Below are 22,765 nucleotides of genomic sequence, written 5' to 3'. Positions count from 1 at the left end.
GCGAGCCGGCCGCGGCGGGGCCGGGCGCACATTGCAGTTCGATGAAAAAAAGTTGTCGAAAGCCTAAAGCTTCCTTTCGATCGGCCGATAACACTCGACAGACCACGGGCGATCGCCCGAAAAACACACACCAATAAGCCAAGAACCGAGGGCCCGCTTCGCTGGAAGCGGAGCACGCCGACCATGCTACGCCGAGAATCTTCGGGACGCGCAGACCGCGGGGGCTGTCGCGCGCGTCTCTTGCTGTGCCTGCTTGCCGCGGGCGCGCCGTTTGCCGTCGCCGCGGCCGGCATCGTGCCGGACGGCGCGACGTCGACCCGCGTGTCGGTCGGCGCGGGCGGTCGGGAGATCGTCGATCTCGCACCGGCCGTCGGCGGCGTGTCGCGCAACAGCTACACGTCGTTCAACGTCTCCGCCGCCGGCGCGTCGCTGAACAACGTCGGCATCAATGCGCGCACCATCGTCAACCAGGTCACGGGCACGGCCCGCAGCCTGATCGAAGGCAACATCGAGGTGCTCGGCGGCACGCGCGCCAACCTGATCCTCGCCAACCCGAACGGCATCACGGTCAACGGCGGCTCGTTCACGAACACCGGGCACGTGGTGCTGTCGACGGGGCGCGTCGGCTTCGTCGACGAACAGCTCGCGCCCGGTCTGATCCGGCGCGACGTGGTGCTCGACACCGACAGCGGCACGATCGTGGTCGGCCCGAACGGGCTGTCGAGCGCACTGATCTCGCTCGACCTGATCGCGAAGAACCTGCTCGTCGACGGGCCGGTGGACAATACCTTCACCTCGAACACCGCGGGCCTGCGCCTGCTCGCGGGGCGCAGCCGCGTCCGCTTGAACACCGGCGTTTCGCCGACCGACAACGCGAACGAATGGCTCACGCGCTACGCGCCCGGCCCGGTCGAGACCGCGCAGCGCTTCGCGATCGACATCACCGCGGCAGGCAGCCTCACGAGCGGCCGGATGCAGCTGATCGTCACCGACCGCGGCCCGGGCGTGCGCAGCGCGGGGCCGCTCAACGCCTCGCTCGGCGACTTCACGCTCGCGTCGAACGGCAGCGTCGAATTCAGCAACACGCGGATCGACGCCGCGCGCCACGCGCAATTGCAGGTCGACGACGCGATCACGCTGACCGGCGTGCAGTTCAAGGTCGGCAGCGGCCATGCGACCGTGAACGCGGCCGGCCCGCTCGAACTGCGCGGCAGCAGCCTGCTCGTCAACGAAGGCATCAAGCTGGCGGCCGCGAGCATGCGCTTCGGCCCCGGCGCGGCCGGCGAGCGATCGAACGTCGCGTCGTCGGCGAGCGGCGTCGTGCTGACGAGCGCAGGCGACATCGTCAACCTCGGATCGATCGTGCAAGGCCAGAAGGCGATCGACGACGAGCCGGCCTCGCGCGGCGCGGTGACGCTGACGGCGAAGGGCAGCATCCGCAACCAGTCGCTGCCCGACACCGCCCTCGGCATCCTGTTCGGCGTCGCGGGCGACGTGTCGCTGACGGCGGGCGGCGACGTGATCAACCAGAACGCGCGGATCCTGTCGAACCGCAGCGTGACGATCGAGGCCGGCGGCGACGTCCGCAACGTGGTCGACCATGTGGCGGGCTTCGGCGACGGCGCGCCTGTCAGCTACGCGGACCGCGGCGGCCGTTTCCTGTTCTTCACGCATCGCAACAGCGGCTTCAGCGTCGACTACGGCGCGATCGTCGATCCCGCGAAGCTCGCCTACATCAAGGCGGACGGCGGCGACGTGACGATCCGCGCCAAGGCGGTCGCCAACCTCGGCGGCTCGATCCTGTCGGACGACGGCGCGATTGACATTACCGCGCGCGACACGCTCGTCACGCAGGCGCTCTTCACCGGCCAGGCGCGTTTCGCGCGCAGCTGCTTCATCTTCTGCCGCTCGAGCGCATCGAGCACCGTGCGCGGGTTCGGCGGCGTGATCGAGGCCGCCACCGACATCACGCTGAAGGCCGGCACGCAGATCACCAATACCGGCGGCACGGTGCTGGCGGTGCGCGCGCTCAAGCTCGACGCGCCGCGCACGCTCGCGCAGGGCGTGCTCGGCTACAGCGCGGTGAACCGCGTCCACGATCTGAAGACCTGGTTCGGCAACCGCTGGGCCGCGATCTACGCGGCCGATACGGGCGGCCTGTTCTCGGGCGGCTCGGGGCAGGTGGTGCTGACGGGCGAGGGCATCGTCGACGGCGGCGTGTTCGGCGCGCCGGGCGGCGTGCATGCCGCGGGCGGCGTCGTCACGCTGCGCACGCCCCGCCGCGAGCGGGTCACGATCGGCAACGGCAACCATCTGGGCCTCGTGTCCTGGTTCGGGCTATGACGCGCCGGCTCGTGGTGTCGCTGGCCGCGCTGGCCGGCATGCAGGCGGCCGGCGCGCAGGCGCTCGGCGGCCTGCCCGCGGGGCTGCCCGCGCCGCGCATCGAGCAGGATCCCGCGCAGCGCCTGCTGCAGGAGCAGCGCGACCGGCAGCGGCGCGACGAGATCGAGCAGGCGCCCACGCAGATCGACGCGCCCGCGGCGCCGCCGCTGCCGAACCTGCCCCTCGACGCCGACGTGGAGACGCTGCCCGACGTCGCGCCGATGTTCACGATCCGGCAGGTCGAGTTCCTCGGCGCGACGGTGCTGCCGCCCGTCACGCTGCAACGGATCGCGCGGCCGTTCGTCGGCAAGTCGCTCGGCCGCAATCGCATCAACCTGCTGCTGCGGCGCGTGACCGAGGCGTTCATCGCGCAGGGCTACATCACGACGCGCGCCTACCTGGGCGCGCAGAACCTGGCGTCGGGCACGCTGAAGATCAACGTGGTCGCGGGCCGGATCGCCGCCTTCACGCTGAACGGCCAGCCGTTGCGGCCGCGCGATCCCGAGCGGCCCTGGTGGCGGCCCGACGGCGGCGGCTGGCTGACGGACGCGGGCACCGCCTGGGCGTTCGGCGCGCGCGCGGGCGACGAACTGCGGCTGCCGGACCTCGAACAGGGCGTCGAGCAGATCAACCGGCTGCGCCGCAACCAGGCCGAGATCCAGATCATGCCGGGCGAGGCGCCCGGTGATTCGATCGTCGCGCTCGCGAACCGGCCGGGCGACCGGCTCTACTACAACGTCGGCGTCGACAACTACGGCAGCACGCAGACCGGCAAGACGCGCTATCGCGCGGGCGTCGAGGCCGACAACCTGATCGGCCTGCAGGAGTCGCTGTCGGCCAGTTTCGTCGGCACGCGCGAGAGCAACGCGATCGTGCTGTCCGCGGCGGTGCCGTATGGCTATCAGACCTTCAGCTACACGACCTCGCTGTCCGAATACCAGCAGATGATCGGCGACGTCGCGCTGCTGACCGGGCGCTCGTTCAGCCAGATCCTCGGCTGGAACAGCGTGCTGAGCCGCTCGCGCAGCGGCCGCACGAGCCTCGACGTCACGTTCGCGAAGACCCGCACCGAGCGCAGCGTCAACGGCATCGACCTCGATCCGCAGAACCTGAGCGTGCTGCGGGTCGCGCTGAACGGCTTGCGGCGCTTCGTCGCGCAGGACCAGGGCGCGGCGGCGACCTGGGAGGCGGGCGTGTCGCAGGGGCTGCCGTGGCTCGCCGCGAGCCACGACGCGCCCGACAGCGGCGTGACGGACGCGCACAGCCAGTTCACCAAGCTCGACGCGACGGCGACGCTGCAGGTCGCGCTCGGCGCGCTCGGCGGCATGCGCTGGGGTTATCGCGGCACGGTGCGCGGCCAGTACAGCCGCGTCGCGCTGTTCGGCAACCAGCAGATTTTCCTCGGCGGCATGGATTCGGTGCGCGGCTTCACCGAAGGCGGCCTCAGCGGCGACAGCGGGATCTACATGCGCAACGAGGCCGCGTGGCAGAACGTGCCCGCGTGGCACGACGCGCGCATCGAGCCGTATGTGTTCGTCGACGCGGGCAAGGCCCACCTCGTCGCGCAAGGCGGCTGGCCGACGCTCGCGGGCGCGGGCATCGGCGCGCGCGCCGCGTGGAGTTTCAGGAAGCAGGTCGTGACGGGCGAGGTGCTGCTCGGGCAGGCGCTGCTGCAGCCGGCCGCGCTCGGCCGGCGCGCGACGGTGCTGCTCGCGACGCTCAACTGGTCGGAATGAGGAGGAAGGACATGGAACACGAGGCACTCCGGATGAAGGACGGACGCGCGCTGCGCGGCTGGCGAGGGATGGCCGGCGCGCTGTGCCTGGCGCTGGGGCTGGCGGCGACGCAGCCCGCGCTGGCGATCCGCAAGCCGGCCGCCGCGCCGGCGGCGGCGACGGCCGGTACGCCGCCGGGCATCGTGGCGCGCGTCAACGACGTGGCGATCACGCAGGCGCAGCTCGACGCCGCGCTGGCGGCCGTGAACCTGCCGGATACGCCGGCGTCGCGGCAGGCCGTGAAGAACCAGCTGATCGCGCGTGAACTGTTTCGCCAGGCGGCGGAGCGGCAGCGCTACGACGCGCGGCCGCAGGTGGCGGCGGCCGTCGAGCAGGCGAAGTCCGCCGCGATGATCGCGGCGTGGCTGCACGATCAGGTCAAGCCCGCGCCCGTCGGCGATGCGGACGTGAAGGCGCGGTACGACGCGGTGGTCGGCGCGCTCGGCGACACCGAATACAAGGCGAGCGCGATCGTGCTCGCGGATCAGGCCGCGGCCGACGCGGCGCTGAAGCAGCTGCGCAACGGCGGCGATTTCGCGCAGCTCGCGAAGCAGTCCAGCCTGGGGCCGGCTGCGGCGCAAGGCGGCGCGCTCGATTGGGTGTCGTTCAAGACGCCGATCGCGCCGGGGCGCACGCAGAACTGGCCGCAGCCGCTCGCCGAGGCGCTCGTCGCACTGCCGCAAGGCGCGCTGACCGCCGCGCCGGTGGTGGTCGACGGGCGTTACTGGATCCTGCGGGTCGATGCGAAGCGGCCGACGCAGGTGCCGGCGTTCGATGCCGTGAAAGACGTGTTGCGCCGGCAGCTGGAACAGGCTGCGCTGGAGAAGGCGACCGCGCAGGTCGTGGTGGATCTGCTGAAGAACGCGCGCATCCAGCAGTGAGGCGAGGTGGAGCCGTGCGGTAGGGCATGAGGGGGCGCGGCGGCAGGACAAGCAGGACAAGCAGAACACAAAAAACAAGCAAGGCCGGCCCGGGGAAAGGGCACCGCGCGCGCCACCGGCAGGCCGGCCGGTTGTCGTGCGCCGCCGGCTCAAGCGGAAAGCAGAGAGCGAGATCAACATGAACGCGTCGACTAGAAACGCATTGCGTCACCTCGAACAGCAGCACGCCGCGCAGCCGCGCGACGGTGCGGCCTTGCCTCGCTGGATCCGCGCGATGGCGCCCGCGCGGCCGCGACCGCTTTGGCAGCGCGCGGTCGCGGCCGTGGTCGCGCTGACGATGTTCATGGGGCCGCTCAGCGCGACGGTCGAGCAAAGCCGTCGGGCCGCCGGCCTGCTGGCGGCGCACCGCGCGCCGCTCTCCGACGACGCCTGGCGGGCGCTCACGGATCTCGCCGGCCTGCGGATCCGCTTCGCGATGCAGGCCGCGCAGGCCGCGCCGATCGTCGATCCCGCCGCGCCGATCGCGTTCCGGCCGACGCTCACGCAAAGCACGGGGCTCGGCGGCGGCGTGCCGGTCGTCAACATCAGCGCGCCGAACGCGGCCGGCATCTCGCTCAACCAGTATCAATCGTTCAACATCGATCCCGTCGGGCTGATCCTCAACAACAGCCAGATGGCGGGCACCTCGCTGACGGGCGGCGACGTGCGCGCGAACCCGAACCTCGGCGGCCGCACGGCGAGCGTGATCGTCAACCAGGTGACCGCGACGGGCAACGGCTACGCGAGCCTGCTCAACGGTCCGCTCGAAGTGTTCGGCTCGCCCGCGGCCGTCGTGATCGCGAACCCGAACGGCATCACCACGCGCGGCGCGGGCTTCACGAACACGATCGGCGTCACGCTGTCGACGGGCGCGCCGCAGTTCCTGAGCGACCTGAACGGCGCGCGCAGCGATTTCGCGCAGGCGCGCGCGATCGGCTACGACGTCGTGGGCGGCCGGGTGCAGATCGAAGGCAATGCGGGGGTGAACGGCCCCGGCGCGGGCATCGAAGGCACCGTCGGCACGATCGACCTGATCGGCGAGACGATCGGCGTGAACGCGCCGCTGTATGCCGGCAACCGGATCAATGCGGTTGCCGGGCGGCAGTTCGTCCTGCCGTCCGCGTCGGACGCGACGGGCACCACCTACACGACGAACGCGAACGGCGCGCGCAACGCCGCCGATGCGATCGCCGCGGCGAACGGCCGCGCGATCGACGCGACCGCGTTCGGCGCGATGACGGCCGGCCAGATCCAGGTGATCAGCACGGCGGCCGGGATGGGCGTGCGCGCCGATGCGCAGCTGGCCGCGAACGCGGGCGATCTGGTGTTGTCGTCGAACGGCGACGTGTCGATCGCGGGGTCCGCCGCGCAGCAGCAGGCGACGATCCGCGCGAACGGTCAGGTCGAGATGCGCGGCGCGCAACTCGGCGTCGCGGGCTTCACGGTGCAGGCGAACGGCGACGTGACCTCGACGGGCACGCTGCAGTCGGGCGGCAGGCTCGACGTGAAGGCGGGCGGCCGGGTCGCGCTCGCGAACGCGCAGGCCGAGGATGACGTGACGATCGCGGGCGGTCCGGGCGTGACGCTCGGCGACGTGCAGACCAACAAGCGCCTGGACGTGAGCGCGCGCACCGGCGACGGGAGCGGCGACATCCGCCTCGACGGCACCGTGCTGAGCCGCGACGATACGACGCTGCGCGCGGCCCGCGACCTCGCGGTGGCCGGGCAGCTCGGCGCGCGCGCGCTGCGGGCCGAGGCCGGGCGCAGCCTGGACGTGAGCGGGCGCATGCAGACGACGGGCGATCTCGCGCTGCACGCGGCCGGCGACATCGTCACGCGGGGGCCGGTCGCGAGCGGCGGGCAACTGACGCTCGACGCCGGCCGCGACGTGGCGGCGGGCGGCTTGCTGCAGGCCGCGGGCGACCTGCGGGTGCGCGCCGGCAACAATGCGAGCGTGGCCGACACCCGTTCGGGCGGTGTACTGGACCTGTCGGCGCGGGGCGGGGCGGACGGCGGCGACCTGACGTTCAACGGCGTCACGCAGGCGACGGGCGCGACGCGCCTGCAGTCGGCGCGGGATCTGGTCGTGAACGGCACGCTGGCGGGTGGCGCGGCGCTGACCGTCGAGGCGGGGCGCGACGTGACGGTGGGCGCGCAGGGGACGGTGCAGGCGAGCGGCGATCTCGCGCTGACGGCGCAGACGGGCAGCGTGACCTCGCGAGGCGCGTTGACCGGCGCGCGCGACCTGACGGTGAGCGGCGGCCGGGACGTGGCGCTGCTCGGCGCGACGGGCGCGATCGGCGCCGCGCGCGTGAGCGCGGGCCGCGACCTGACGGTGGGCGGCACGTTCGCGGGGCGCGACGGCGCGCGGCTGACAGCCGGGCGCGATGCGGCGCTGGGCGGGACGAGCGCGGTGTCGAAGGACCTCGCGGTCGAGGCGGCGCGCGATCTCGCGGTGACCGGCGCGGCGCAGGGCGCGAACGTCACGCTGACGGGCGGCCGGGCGATCACGCTCAACGACGTGCAGTCGAGCGGCGCGTTGCAGGCCACTGCCCGCACGGGCGGGCTCGCGATCGACGGAACGGTCACGTCGCAGGCGAGCGCGACGCTCGCCTCGGGCGGCGACCTCGCGGTGCGCGGCGCGTTGCAGAGCGCGGATCGGCTGTCGCTGACGAGCGGCGGCGGTCTGTCGATCGACGGCAAGGCGCATTCGCTCGCGACGGGCAAGGTGTCGGCGGCGGGCGCGCTCGACGTGCGCGGCGTGCTTCAGACCACGGGCGCGCTCGACCTCGACAGCGGCGGCGCCGCGACGATCGGCGGGACTGTCAATGCGTTGTCGTCCGCCACGTTGAAGTCGACGGGCGACGCGACGGTCAACGGTCTGCTGCAAAGCGCGGGGCCGTTGTCGGTGACGGGCGGCGCGGCGACCTCGGTCGGCGGCACGGTATTGTCGACCGGCGATCTCACGCTGACGAACGCGGCAGGCTCGCTGACGAGCACGGGCACGATCGCGGCCGGCAACGACTTGCGGATCGACGCCGCGCACACGGTCGATCTCGGCAGGCAGGCCACGGCCGCGCAGCGCGATCTGTCGATCAAGGCGGGCGGCGACCTGCGCGCGGACGGCACGGTGACCGCGCAGCGCGACGGCACGCTCGACGCGGGCGGCCGGCTCGGCGGCGGCGGCGCGCTCGGCATCGGCCGGGCGGCGGAACTGCATTCGGGCGGCGACACGCAACTGACGGGCACGCTGCGCGGCGATACGGTCCATGCGCGCGCCGACGGCTCGGCGTCGCTGCATGACGTGCAGGCCGCGTCGGCGCTGACGCTCGATGCCGCGCATGACCTGCGGACGACGGGCGGCGTGGTCGGCAATGCCGAGGTGACGTTGCAGGCGGGCAAGGACCTCGATACGAACGGTTCCATCCAGGCGACCCGCGACCTGACGCTGACGGCGGGGCAGAACCTGAGCGCGACGGGCGCATTGCGCACGCATCAGGATCTGCACGTGCAGGCTGGAAACCACGCGGGCGTGGCGGATGCGCTGGTCGACGGCAAGCTCGACGCGCGCGCTCTGGGCGGCGACCTGAGTTTCAACGGCGTGACGCAGATCGCGGGCGCGACGGATCTCAAGGCCGCGCGCGACGTCAACGTGAACGGCGCGTTGACGAGCGGCGCCGCGCTGAGCGCGGACGCGGGCCTCGACGTGACGGTGGGCAAGCAGGCGACGCTGCAGGCGGGCGGCGATCTCGCGTTGAATGCGCGCGCGGGCAACGTGAGCGCGCACGGCGTGCTGATCGGCGCGCGCGACGTGACGGTGACCGCCGCGCAGGACGTGACGCTGGACGGCGCGACGCGCGTGTTCGGCGAGGGCCGCGTGAACGCGGGCCGCGACCTGACGGTGGGCGGCAGCCTGGCCGGGCAGGGTGGGGCGCGGCTGACGGCGGGGCGCGACGCGGTGCTCGGCGGGACGACCGGCGTGCTGCGCGACCTGACGGTCGACGCGGGGCGTGATCTGGCGGTGACGGGCGCGGCGGTCGGCGCGGGCGTCACGCTGACGGGCGGCGGCGCGGTCGCGCTCAACGACGTGCAATCGAATGCGGCGCTGCAGGTCAAGGCGCGCGAGCGCGGGCTGACGATCAACGGAACGGTCACCTCGCTGTCGAGCGCGGATCTCGCCTCGGGCGGCGACCTCGCGGTGCACGGCGCGCTGCGCAGCGCGGGCGGCGCGAATCTGACGAGCGGCGGCGCGCTGGCGATCGACGGCGTGTTGAGCACGCTGTCGTCGGCGACGCTGAAGGCGACGGGCGACACCACGTTGAACGGCGTGCTGCAGAGCGCGGGGCCGTTGTCGGCGACGGGCGGCGCGGCGACCCGGATCGGCGGGATCGTTCACTCGGGCGGCGATCTCGCGCTGACGAACGCGGCGGGCTCGCTGACGAGCACGGGCACGATCGAGGCCGGCAACGACTTGCGGATCGACGCCGCACAGGCGGTCGATCTCGGCAGGCAGGCCACGACCGCGCAGCGCGACATGACGATCCACGCAGGCGGCGACCTGCGCGCCGACGGCACGGTGATCGCGCAGCGCGACGGCACGCTCGACGCGGGCGGCCAACTCGGCGGCGCGGGTACGCTGGCCTTCGGTCGGGCGGCGGCGCTGCATTCGGACGGTGATACGCGACTGACGGGCACGCTGCGCGGCGACACGGTCCAGGTGCGCGCGGACGGCGCGGCGGCGGTGCATGACGTGCTGGCCGTATCGAGCGCGGCGCTCGAAGCGCAGCGCGATCTCGATCTCACGGGCGCGCTGCGCAGCGGCGGAGGCGCGGCCTTGCAGGCAGGTGCGAACCTCGGCGTGACGGGCGCGCTCCAGACGGCGGGCGATGCGAGCCTCACCGCGACGCAGGGCCGGATTGCGACGAGCGGACCGCTCGCGAGCAACGGCGCGCTCGACCTGCGCGCGGGTACGGACATCACGCTGGCCGGCGCGACGGGCGCGGCGCGCGGCATGACGATCGAGGCGGGGCGCGAGGTCGCCGCGACGGGCGGGCTGACGGTCCTGTCGGGCGATCTGCGGATCGGCGCGGGCAATGGCGCGAGCGTGGCCGACGTCCAGGCGGGCGGCGGATTCCATCTCGACGCGCGTGGCGGCGATGCGCAGTTCAACGGCACCACGGCGGCGGTCGGCCTGACCGAGGTCAAGGCGGCGCGCGACGTGCTCGTCACGGGTGCGCTCGCGGGCGGCGGCGACGGCGCGTCGGCGAGCCATGCGGCGACCACCGTGCGGGCCGGGCGCGACGTGCGCGTGGCCGGCATGCTGGCGGGCGGCGCGCAACTGGGCGTGGACGCGGCGCGTGATGTGAGCGTCGATGCCGCCGGCCATCTGCAGGCGGCGGGCGACCTGACGCTCGCGGCGCGTGCGGGCGGCGTGACGGCAACCGGCACGCTCGCGGGCGAGCGCGACGTCGCGATCGATGCGGCGCGCGATCTCGCGCTTACCGGCAAGACCAGCATCGGCGGCGACGCAACGCTGCACGCGGGCCGCGACCTCGCGCTCGGCGGCACCGTGGCGGGCAAGGGCGGCGCGAAGCTCGACGCCGGCCAGGACCTGACGCTGGGCGGTGCGGTCGGTATCGCGCGCGATGTCGATGCGCAGGCCGGCCGCGATCTCGCGGTCACGGGCGCGTTGCAGGGCAACGCGGTGACGCTGACGGCCGCGCGCGCGATTGCGCTGAAGGACGTGCAGTCGGCCTCGGCATTGAAGGTCGACGCGCGCGGCGGCGCACTGCGGCTCGACGGCATCGTAAACACGCTCGGCGCCGGCTCGCTGAAGAGCGCCGGCGACCTGAACCTCAACGGACAATTGCAGTCGGCGGGCAACCTCGCTACGACGAGCGGCGGCAAGACCACGCTGGCCGGCGCGCTCAATGCGGGGGCCAAGGCCTCGCTCGATGCGGCGGGCGACCTGGAGATCGGCGGCGCGCTGCGCGCGACGGGGCCGCTGCTGGCGAAGAGCGGTGGTGCGCTGAAGGTCGGCGGCAAGGTCGAGAGCGCGTCGAGCGGCGTCCTGTCGGCCGCGCGCGACCTGACGATCGACGGCACGCTCGCCACGACGGACGCGCTCGATCTGACGAGCGGCGGCCGCACCACGTTGGCGGGCTCGGTCAGCTCGCTCGCGGGCGGCGCGTTGCACGCAGCGGGCGACGTCACGGTAAACGGCCGGCTCGATACGCGTGCGCCGCTGTCGATCACGAGCGGCGGCGACACGACGGTCGGCGGCGCGTTGATCTCGGGAGGCGATCTCACGCTGCGCAATGCGGCCGGCGCGTTCACGAGCAGCGGCACGCTGCAGGCGGACGGCGCGTTGTCGATCGATGCGGCGCGCGTGGTCGACCTCGGCGCGGGACGCACCACGGCGCTCGGTGATCTCGACGTAAGCACCCGCGGCAACCTCACGGCCAACGGCACCGTGCTCGCGCAGGGCGCGGGCGCGCTGACGGCGGGCGGCGCGCTGGGCGGGGCGGCGAACCTCGGGTTCGGCAAGGACGCGACGCTGCGCGCAGGCGGCGACCTGAACCTCACGGGCGCGCTGAGCGGCCGTGCAGTGGATGTACGCGCGGAGGGCGCGGCGACGCTGCACGACGTCAGTGCGGCCGGTGCGATGACGTTGGCCGCGGCGGGCACGCTGACGACGACCGGCATGCTCGACGGCAAGACCACGGTCGCGTTGACGGCCGGCCGGGATCTCGCGCAGCGCGGCGCGCTGCAGGCGCAGGGCGATGCGTCGCTGACGGCGCGGCAGGGCCGCGTCGAATCGACCGGACCGGTGAAGAGCGGCGGCGCATTGGCGCTGAAGGCAGGTACCGACATCGCACTGGCCGGCACGGCGACCGCCGGCGCGGATACCACGCTCGACGCCGGCCAGGCGCTGACGGTGACGGTGACGGGCGCGCTGACGAGCCACGGCGGGCTCGATGCGAAGGCGGGCACGGATCTCGGCATCGCGGGCACGGTGGTGGTCGACCATGACGCGACGCTGAGCACGGCGCGCGACCTCGGCGTCTCGGGCGGGCTGAGCGGCCACGGCAAGGGTCGGGTCGGCGCGGGGCGCGACCTGAACGGCGCGGGCACGATCGCGTTCGCGCAGACGGCAGCGCTGGAGGCGGGCCGCGACGTGGATCAGCGCGGGCTGATCCAGGGGCGGCGCGTACAGGTGACGGCGGCGGGCGGCGCGGCGGTGAAGGACGTTCAGGCCGACGAAACGCTCGCGCTGAGCGCGACCGGCGCGCAGCCGGGCGAGCATGCGGGCGATCTGCGGATCGACGGCACGGCGACGGCGGGCGGTGCGGTCCGCGCCGACGCGCAGCGCGACCTGCAGGTGGCGGGCAAGCTGAAAGGCGGCGCGACGGTCGAGGCGAGCGCGCAACGCAATCTGAAGGTGGAGGGCGCGGTGCAGTCGTCGGCGGACATGACGCTGAGCGCGCGCGGCGGCGACCTGACGGCGACGGGCGGGATCAACAGCGGCGGCGCGCTGGGCGCGACCGCCGGCCAGGACCTGCGGCTCGGCGCGACGACGAGCGCCGTTGGCGACGCGACGCTCGCCGCGGGGCGCGACCTCGATCTCGGCGCGGGGCTGCTGATCGGCGACGCGAACGGCAGCTTGCGCGCCGACCGCGACCTGCGCGGGACGGGGACGCAATCCTTCACGCAAGGCGCGTTCGATGCGGCGGCCGGACAGGATCTCGCGCTCGGCGGGCGCGTGCAGGCGCAGTCGGTGCGTGCGCAGGGCGGACGCGATGCGACGCTGCACGATGTCGCGTCCGCGACGACGCTCGATCTGATCGCGCAGGGCAAGAACGGCGGCGGCGATGCGACGATCACCGGCGAAGCATCGGCGAAGGGCGCGGTGACGCTCGACGCTGCGCGGGATGCACGTGTGAGCGGCGCGCTGGAGAATGGCGCGGCGCAGACCTTGAACGCGCAGCGCGACGTGATCGTGAGCGGCACGACGCAGGCCAAGGGCGACCTGAAGGCGCATGCGGTGACGGGCGATGTCGTGCTGGCGGGGGCGACCACGGCGGGCGGCGCGCTTGCGCTGACCTCGGGCCAGGATACGCGGCTCGCCGGTCCGGTGAATGCGACCGGGGCGACGACGATCGAGGCCGGCCGCGATCTGTTGGTCGACGGCACGCTCGCGGGACAGGCGGCCGGACAACTCAAGGCGGCGCGCGACATCACGGGAGCCGGGGCGATCGGATTCGCGCGCGACGCGACCCTCGACGCCGCGCACGACGTGGCGCTGAGCGGCACGCTGCAAGGCGCGTCGGTTGCGGTGACGGCGGGCAATCAGGCGGGGCTGGGTTCGGTGCAGGCATTGAGCGGCGATCTCGCGGTGCGCGCGCGCGGCGGCGATGCGACGCTGGCGGGCCCGGCCACCGCGATCGGCGCAGTGTCGATCCAGGCGGCGCGCGACGTGCGCGTCGACGGCGCGCTCAATGCGGGAGGCGCGGCGACGCTGAGCGCCGCGCGCAGCGTGACGACGGCCGATGTGAACGCAGCGGGCGACTTGACGCTCACCGCGACGAGCGGCGCATTGCAGGCCGGCAACCTGACGACCCAACACAGCCTCGCCGCGACGGCGGGCGGGGCGCTGACCGTGGCGGGCAAGACCGTCGCGGGCGGCGATGCGCGCCTGGGCGCGGGCGGCGACCTGACGTTGAAGGGCGACATCGGCGCGCAGCAAAGCGGGACGCTGAAAAGCGGCGGGACGTTGACGGCGGCGGCCGTCGCGTTCGGCAAGGAGGCCATGCTCGACGCGGCGGGCAGTCTGAATGCAAGCGGCGCGGTGACGACCAATGGCAAGCTCACGGCGAACGCGGGCGGCGATCTCGCGCTGGGTTCGGTGAACGCAGGCGGCGCGACAGAGCTGCATGCGCGCGGCGCGAACGGCGCGGGTGACGTGCATGTGAACGGGTCGTTCGTATCGGGTGGTACGACACAGGTCACGGCGGCGCGCGACGCGCTGTTCGCGGGGACGGCGGCGAGCGACGGCGCGCTGAGCGTGACCGCGGCGCGCGACCTCACGCTGCGCGACAAGGTCGGATCCGGCGGCGACCTGACGTTGAGCGCGACGCAAGGCGCGTTGCGCGTCGATGGCACGCTGGCCGCGGTCGGCGCGCTGAAGGGCAGCGCGGGCACGACGCTCACGCTCGGTGCGGGTACGCTCGTCAATGGCGATACGAACCTGGCGGCGGGCGGAGACATGCGCATCGGCGGCCCGATGTTCGGGCTGGGGGGCGCAGATCTGAAGGCCGGCGGCGCGATGACGGGCGGTGCGCTGACCTTCGCGAAGGCGATCGACGTCGCTGCGGGCGGCGCATTGACACTCGGTGCGATCGACGGCGCAGGGACGCTCAACGCGACGTCCGGCGGCGACATGAAGCTCGCGTCGACGAGCGCGGTCGGGCAGGCGACGCTGACCTCGCGTGCGGGCGGCGTGAGCGTGGACGGTCTGTTGCGCTCCGGCGGCGACGCACGCGTACAGGCGGCGCGCGACGTGGCGTTGGCGGGCGGCGTATCGGCGATGGGTGCGGTGGATGTCGACGCGAAGGGCGGCGATGCGACGGTCGCGGGCGTGTCGTCGAATGGCGATGCGCGCATTCATGCGAGCGGCAAGGCGACGCTGAGCGGCACGAGCCTCACGGTCGGCGACCTGACGGTGACGGGCGGCGACGTGGTGATGAAGGGTTCGGCCGGCAGCTCGCGCAATCTGAACATCGAGGCGCAGCGCACGCTCGACGCGGGGGGCGCGTCGCTCGCGGCGTCGAAGCACGTGCAGGCGACCGGCCGCGACGTGACGCTGGGCAGCGTGATCGCGGGTGCGCTCGATGCGCACGCGGACAACCAGCTGACGCTCGTGGGCGAGACCGTCGGCGTGGTGGGCGCGGCAAACCTGACCTCGGGCAACGGCCTGCACAACGCGAGCAAGGTGCTCGCGGGCGGCGGGCTCACGGTGTCCGCGCAGAATCTCGTCAATGCGGAAAAGGCGTCGCTCGCGTCGACCGGCGCGACGACGATCAACGCGACGCAGTTCACGAACGCGGGGCTCGTGAATGGCGCGAGCACCCAGGCGAACGTGGCGGGCGCGCTGAACAATGCAGGCGGCGCGCTGATGGGCGTCGATGCGCTGAAGGTGGAGACGGGCGCGCTCGACAATCGCAGCGGCGTGCTGTTCGCGGGTAATGCGAACGATCCGAACGGGGCGATGAAGGGCGACCTGTCGCTGACGATCCGCGGCGGGGACGGCGCGCTGAACAATGCGAGCGGCAAGCTGCTCGCACAGCGCGACATCGGCGTCAACGCGGTGAACCTGACCTTCGATCCGAGCCAGGGGCTGATCAATCAGCGCGGCCAGCTGTCGGTGACGGCGGGCTTCGTGAATATCGGCGGGAACTGGAACTACGGCGGCCAGGGCGTGACGCTCACCGGTCAGCGCGGCATCAACAACGGCGGCGTGATGACGGGCACCGCCGGGCTGACGCTGAACACGGGCGGCGGCGCGTTCAACAACTACGGGCAGGTGTCGGGTTGGGACGTGACGCTGAACGGCGCGCTGAACAACGGCGGCGGCGCGGTGATGCATGCGGACAACATGCTTGCGCTGAATGGGAACGTGACAAACCGCGGGACGGTGGAAGCGGGCAACGTGCTGAACGTGTCGGGTTGGGATTACGACAACCAGGGCGCGACGACGCAGTCGAAGGGGGATGTCAATTTCAAGCTGGGCGGGACGCTGCAGAACACCGGCGGGTCGGTGTTCGCGGGGCGGAACGTGAGTATCTCGGCGGGGGCGGTGGTCAATGATCAGACCGCGCCGGGAGCGGCGGTGACGACGACGCGGGACATCGTGGATCCGAATCTGCTGTGGTCGGGGCGGGTCGGGACGATCACGCGATGGGTCGTCGACAGGTCGGGCGGCGGGGATCATGGCTACACCTACTCGGCGCAGCGCACGCTGGATGCGTCCATGGGCGACTTGCTGTCGCCGACCGGATCGACCAGCACGCGATACCTGAATGCATGGGGGTGCACGGAAGCGACTTGCTATATCAAGGGGACCGCACCGGTCGCGGGCTCGGGGACGGTGACGTTCGGCAAGTACGGGGGCGTTTACATGGGAACCAGCAACGGCAACGACGTCGGCCAGGCCAAATGGGCGATCGGCGTCGCGCCGGGCGCGAGCGACTCCCGGACCTTCGTGCTGCCGACCGTCCATGAAACGACGACGAGCCAGCAGCCGGGTATCTCGGGCGTCATTTCCGCCGGGAATGCGATTTCGTTGACGGCCGGCTCGCTGTCGAACCGGGGCGGCCAGATCGCGGCCCAGGGCGACATCTCGTTGAATGTCCAGTCGTTGAGCAACGGCGCCGTGGCGCCGACGACGCTGAATCAGACGGTGCGGTACGTCGACCAGGGGCAATACACCGAGTTCCTGAAGCAGCTGGTTGCGCTGAATCCCAAGGACAACTCGATTCTTGGTCAGATCACCGCGCAGAAAGCGGCGCCCATTTTTGTCCGGGGTACCGGTTCGAGCATGAGCTACCTGCCGGCGTCGACTTTCCAGATCGACGTCAATAGCGCGGCGCCGAGTTCGACGGGTACGGTCAGTTCCTCCACCCCGACCGGCCTGATCGCGGCCGGGCATGACCTGACGGTGGGCGGCGGCAGTCTCGTCAATGCCGGGATGCTGTATGCGGGACGCGACGTGTATGTGTCGGCGCAGAACCTGTCGAATCAGGGCGGCAACCAGCAGAACCATTCGGGGCAGGTCGGTTGTGCTGCGGGCGTGCCGAGCAGCGCATGCGGCAATGCAGGACAGCCGCGGGGCAACAACCCCGTCACAACGGGCTTCAGCTACAGCCAGAGCGACGCCACGATCTACGCGGGCCGCGACCTCGTGATCGCGGCGGGCAAGGTCGACAACACCTACGGCAACCTGCTGGCCGGGCGCGATGTGGTGATCGGCGGCGTCGGCACGACCGCGAATTCGACCACGCCCGCGCAGACGCTGAACAACACGTCGGGCAACATCATCGCCGGCAACGACATCAAGCTGAACGTATCGGGCGCGATCACCAACAAGCTGCCGCCGCCCGTGCCGGTGCACGAGAACTACGGCAAGCAGGAGCGCTACAGCGGCTGCATGACCGCGGGCGGCTATAAGGAAAGCTACTGCGAGGGCTACGTCGATCGGCAGTCGGGCAGCACGTCGGTGATCAGCGCGGGCAACACGCTCGACATCAGCGCAGGGTCGCTGACCAACATCGGCAGCCTGATCGCGGCGGGCAACAGCGCGTCGATCGTCGTGGCCGGGCCGGTGATCAACGAGGCGCAGACGCTTAACGCGTACTGGCACTCGCACTGGGTGCAGGAAACCGGAATGTTCAGCAGCGACAAGCGCCATGACATCTGGGCCTGCGGGAGCCCCGAACAGTGCAAGGCGCTGTACGGCAGCGCATACGCGCGCGCGGGCGGCGCGATCGATCCGCCGACGCCGGTCGGCAACATCGCGGCGACGATCCAGGCGCCGAATTTGTCGATCCAGTCGAACGGGCAGATCCAGAACGTCGGCAACGTGATCGGCACGACGGTGGTGCTGAGCGGGCAGAAACTGATCAACGGCATCACCACGCCGAACACGTATACGCCGCATGTGAACGCGCCTCAGCAGGTGATCACGCTGAGCCCGCTGACCTTGCCGGGGTTGAACCTGTCGATTCCGCGCGCGGTGGGCAGCGGTACGCTGCCGACGCCGGTGGCGGGACGGGCCGCGTATGTGAACGAAGGGCTGGGCGGTTCCGCGATCGGCGCGTGGAGCCCGCAGGCGCTGCTCGACAACCTGCCGCCGAGCCTGCAGCCGGGCTCGACGCTGTTCTACTACAACCCGCAGGAAGAGAACCTGCTGTTGCAGCAGGCGGCGTTGCAGCAGACGGGCAAGGCGAGCTTCGTCGACGGGCTGGCGTATGACAGCAAGCACGGCGCGTCGGTGACCGAGCAGGAGAAGGGTTACCTGTATCAGAACGCGGTCGATTATGCGAAGCGCAACACGCTGCAGCTGGGCGCGGCGCTGACGCAGGCGCAGGTGAACCAGCTCGACCGGCCGATGCTGTGGTACGTCGAGCAGACCTTCCCCGATCCGACCTGCACGGCGACCGGGACGGGCGTGTGCCCGACGATTACCGCGCTGATGCCGCAGGTGTATCTGCCGAAGGACATCACGGCGATGTCGGCGGGCGGGAATATCTCCGGGCACGACGTCACGTTGAAGTTCAACCAGGATGGGCAAGGCAGCATCCTGAACACCGGCAGCATCACGGCGGGTGGGACGTTGAGCGTCGATACCCGGACGCTCACGAATCGCGCGAACGAGGTCAATGTCGGGGAGATCTGGCAGAAGGTCGACGGCGGGTATCTGAACACGACGGGGACGGTCGTGCAGCCGGGCGGGTTCATGAGCGCGGCGAACATGGATCTGAACGTGCAGGCGTTGAATCAGATCGGCGGGGCGCTGACGAAGCTCGGTGCGGAGGGTTCGGTCGATGAAGCCGGCACGAAGCAGATGCTGGCGGATCTGCAACGGCAGCTGGGCGGGAATTTTGCCCAGACGGCAGTCGACGATCACCTGCATCAGGATTTCGTGAAGGAAGGCGGCGCGTTCGGGATGACGCAGATCTTCTCGATGGCCGTGGCGATCGCTGCTGCGATTGCGATGCAGCCTTACCTCACGGCCGCGATCGGCTCGATGAGCGGCGCGACTGCGGCGGCGACGGAAGCGGCGTTCGCGGCGGCGCAGCAGGGCTTGACCGGGGCGGCGATCACGGCAGCGGCGAGCGCTGCGGGTGGTTCGCTGGCGATGGGCGGGCTCGCCAATACGATGATCGCGGTGGGGTTGAGCAGTTTTGCTTCGAGCGCGATCGGGCAGTTCGTCGGGACGGGGAAGATCGATCTCGGGTCGAGTTTCCGCAATGGCTTGATCAGTGCGGCGACGGCGGGGCTGACCAATGGCATCACGTTTAATGCCCAGACCGGGATGCCGGGCTTCAGCTTCAACGCGCCTGTAGACGGGATGTCGAGTCTTGCGAGCCTGTCGGGCGTGCAGAACATCGGCAGTTCGTTGGTGCCGAAGGCGGGCGCGGCGGTCGGACAGTTGCCGGCGCAACTTGCGGCATTGGGGGCGAATGCGGCGATTCAGGCGGGGATGGGGTCGCTGATTGGCGGGGAGAGTTTCCTCAACGGTCTGAAGAACAATCTGATTCGCGATGCGGCGGCCGCGGCGGCGTTTTCCATCGGTGACGCAACGGACCCGGGGACGCTGAAGAATATCGCGGCGCATGGCGCGCTGGGATGTGCTGCGGGCGCGGCAGGTGGAGGCGGGTGTGAAAGTGGTGCGCTGGGTGGTGTGGTCAGCGCAGCGTTCACTCCGGACTTCATCAAGGCGATCGATTCGAAGGGGATGCCACTCGATCCGGGGCAGCGGGCTGCTGTGGCTGCGTTTGCGACGTTGGCGGGTGGAGGACTTGCCGGGCTGACGGGCGTGGACATGCAAGGGGCAATCACGGCGGCGCAAAACGAAGCGATGAATAACGCGAGCGCCGATTCACATCTCGCCAAGGTGCTTGAGCACGGAGGGGTGACGGGCAAGCTGTTGCTGGCTGCGTATACCGCTTTGCCATGGCTGCCGGGTAATCCGTTGACGCAGGCTATGAGTTCCACGGTCAAGGATTTGGCAGGTCGGATACCCGCGTCCGGTCATCGTAAACCGACGGCGGATGAGGATATGCTGACGGGGGATGCGGGCAAGAGCGGTAACCCGTTGACGTCGAAGTCCAATAAGGACTTGCTGCTGGAGGGAACCAGGAACGGCTTGAGCGTTGTTGGACCTGTGGGCGGTGGTGGGCCGCTGGCTCCTGGGCCGGGCGCGGTGGCGATGGCCGGTGCGGGGGCGATGTCTCCGGGCGCGGCAGCCGGTGCGGCGAATGTGGCAGGGTATGGGGCGGGGAATACGACGCTCAGTAACGGGAGCGATACAAGTGCTACAAAGGCTGGTGACACCGCGGAGGGAGGTGGCAAGTCCAGAAATAAACCACCGGCTCCGCTGCCAGAGGCGGATGGCTTGCCGCATACAATCGTGGAGCGCCCAGGGGCCGATGGCCAGTACACCACGCATAACGGTGATGGGACCTGGATGCAATATCGCGGCTCTGGACAAGATCACGGAGGCATTCCACGTCCAAATGTTAAGGAGACGAGTGTCAACGTAACACCGGATGGGAGGGTGTTTGTGGGGAAAGGCGAGGTCCGGCCAGCTAGGCCAGATGAAATTCCTGCGGGCAAAACGAAATGACTATCGAAAACTGGAAATACAAGGATTTCGTTGCGGCAAACAATGGTCGGTTCACAGCTTTGGATTTTATTCATGCTGTGTCATCGAAAATTGATTTGCCTTATGATTTTGTGATGTGTATTGGGAGTTTGATTTCGCCTGATATGGTTTTGTTTGATGGTGTTGTTGTCGCGTCTAATTGGTTTGATGAAGAAAAATATCGCGAACGTCGACGCACGGGAATGGCGCCAGGTCAGGCGCAGGCTTGGTCAAATTTGGTGGAGATAACAGATATTTTTAATGGCATCTCATTTGAAAGTGCTAAAGAGCTGGCTGGATTTTTGGCAAGGACGTGGGATGGGGTGATTGAATATAAATTTCCTGGTGAAGTGGTTAGATCAAGCATTATTGTCGAAGAGGATTCCTGTGAGGTTTTTGTTACGATTGGGAAATTTTCTGATGAAGGAAATGTTTAGCGGAAATTTGAGAGCGCGGCGTTGCTCTGGTGGCAAGGAAAATGGTTTATATTCATTTGCGATTTTGTGCAGGCTGAACGTGATTCAGGTTTAGTTCCGCATGAAGTTTTTGATGATGAATTTCTAAAGGAAGTCGTTGTCAATTGCGAAGGGAGAGATCAATAGTGCGGAGCACGGCTGTGCGGCTGGTGAGGAATGCAATTTGCCTGGGCTTGGACCCAGAAGCATGATGCTGAAGTCAAATTGCATACCGATTGATGGCATCGGGCCGAGATGCCGGGCCTGTCAGTAATTTCGTGTTCAAGGCATATGATTCTTCCCAGGAGAAGATATGCCTCGCAAACCGAAGACCCCGCGGGTAGAGCTACCGGCCATTCCCGCTGAACTGCTGGAGCAATTCGGCAGTGGCCCGATGACGGCCGAAGCCATCAATGCCGCGACGCTCGCGCTCAAGAAGGCACTGATCGAGCGGGCGCTGGGAGGTGAGATGAATCACCATCTCGGCTACGCGCCAGGCAGCGCCAAACCGTCCAGCGTGACGAACCAGCGCAATGGCCGTGGTGCCAAGACCGTTCTGACCGAAGACGGCCCGATCCGTATCGAGGTGCCGCGCGACCGCGACGGCAGCTTCGAACCGCTGTTGATCCCCAAACACGAACGACGCTTCACGGGCTTCGACGACAAGATTGTCGCAATGTACGCCCGGGGCATGACCGTGCGAGAGATTCAAGGCTTCATGCTGGAACAGTACGGCACCGAGGTCTCGCCTGACTTCATCAGTTCCGTGACCAACGAGGTGATGGCCGAAGTCACGGCCTGGCAAGCCCGGCCGCTCGAACCGATGTATCCAGTCGTGTTCTTCGACGCGCTGCGCGTGAAGATTCGCGAAGACGCTGTCGTGCGTAACAAGGCCGTCTATCTGGCGCCGGGTATTCTGCCCGACGGCACGCGCGACATTCTGGGCCTGTGGATCGAGAGCACCGGGGGCGCCAAGTTCTGGATGAAGGTGTTCAACGATCTGAAGATACGAGGCGTGGCCGACATCCTGATTGCCGTAACCGACGGGCTGAAGGGCATGCCCGAAGCGCTGGCAGCGGTGTTCCCAGCCACGACGCTGCAAACCTGCATCGTCCACCTGATCCGAAACAGCCTCGATTACGCGAGCTGGAAAGATCGCCGTTCGCCTCGGCGTGCCCGAGGACATCGCGATCGGCCATCTCCCGCACGCGCAGCGCCGCTTCGCCACGCTGTTCCCGGACGTCGCCCTTGAAATCGTCGTCGACGCGAGCGGGTTGCTGTCCCAGTCTCTCGTCAACGGCGCGCTCGACATCGTGGTCGGCGACCCGGGCCTGATCACCGCGTCGCCCGTCGCGACCTGGCGGCACCCGCTGCACTGGGCGGCGGCTCCCACCTTCGAGCACGCCCCCCGGCAGGGACCGGTTCCGCTGGTGGTCTTCGGCGGCATCTGCCGGACCGAGGAACGCTGGCTTGCCGCGTTGCGCCGCGCGCGCATCGAGTGGCGGGTCGTTTGCAAAAGCACGAGCCTGTCCGCGATGCAGCCGGCGGTCGAGGCGGGCCTCGGCGTGGCGATCCTGCTCGAGCGCAACATCCGGCGCGACACGATGCGTATCCTCGATCCTGCCGCGAACGGCCTGCCGCCGCCGAGCGCGGACTTCGGACTGTTCTGCCTGGCCGACCCCGCCGACGCTCCGCCCGCCGTGCGCGCGCTGCAGGAATACCTGTTTCACGAACTGCGTCCGACGGTTCCGGCCGCGCCGGGCGACGCTGTTGTGCCGATATGACGCTTATCCCGTCGCGCGGCGCCCG

Annotated in this window: 6 protein-coding genes and 1 pseudogene; all 7 read left to right on the top strand. The window is 70.0% G+C overall.

The annotated features are described in order from the left end of the window. Positions 1 to 183: 183 nt before the first annotated feature. The 7 genes and pseudogenes from Bsp3421_RS23065 (at position 184) to Bsp3421_RS23035 (ending at position 22,740) form a co-directional block, all read left to right on the top strand. Positions 184 to 2,343 carry a filamentous hemagglutinin N-terminal domain-containing protein gene (locus tag Bsp3421_RS23065; protein ID WP_274003741.1) on the top strand — a complete coding sequence of 720 codons (2,160 nt, stop codon included), beginning with the start codon at positions 184 to 186 and terminating at the stop codon, positions 2,341 to 2,343. Continuing rightward, positions 2,340 to 4,118, top strand: a complete 1,779-nt coding sequence (locus Bsp3421_RS23060; protein WP_274003740.1) for a ShlB/FhaC/HecB family hemolysin secretion/activation protein — start codon at positions 2,340 to 2,342, stop codon at positions 4,116 to 4,118. Before Bsp3421_RS23065 ends, Bsp3421_RS23060 begins: the two co-directional genes overlap by 4 nt. Before the next feature lie 11 nt (positions 4,119 to 4,129). Next, a complete protein-coding gene (locus tag Bsp3421_RS23055; protein WP_274003739.1) occupies positions 4,130 to 5,038 on the top strand; it encodes a peptidylprolyl isomerase in 909 nt (302 codons plus the stop codon). Between the two features lie 178 nt (positions 5,039 to 5,216). Continuing rightward, entirely contained in the window at positions 5,217 to 20,483 is a 15,267-nt protein-coding gene (locus Bsp3421_RS23050) for a two-partner secretion domain-containing protein (protein WP_274003738.1), read from the top strand. Then, a complete protein-coding gene (locus tag Bsp3421_RS23045) occupies positions 20,480 to 20,938 on the top strand; it encodes a hypothetical protein (protein ID WP_274003737.1) in 459 nt (152 codons plus the stop codon). Before Bsp3421_RS23050 ends, Bsp3421_RS23045 begins: the two co-directional genes overlap by 4 nt. 331 nt (positions 20,939 to 21,269) lie before the next feature. Further along, positions 21,270 to 22,118: pseudogene (locus Bsp3421_RS23040) on the top strand (IS256 family transposase); the annotation flags it as partial. 10 nt (positions 22,119 to 22,128) lie between these two features. Continuing rightward, positions 22,129 to 22,740, top strand: a complete 612-nt coding sequence (locus Bsp3421_RS23035; RefSeq protein WP_274003736.1) for a LysR substrate-binding domain-containing protein — start codon at positions 22,129 to 22,131, stop codon at positions 22,738 to 22,740. The last annotated feature ends 25 nt before the right edge of the window (positions 22,741 to 22,765 follow it).

The sequence above is a fragment of the Burkholderia sp. FERM BP-3421 genome, assembly GCF_028657905.1.
Lineage (GTDB): Bacteria > Pseudomonadota > Gammaproteobacteria > Burkholderiales > Burkholderiaceae > Burkholderia.
This window is presented reverse-complemented; position numbering and strand designations above follow the sequence as displayed.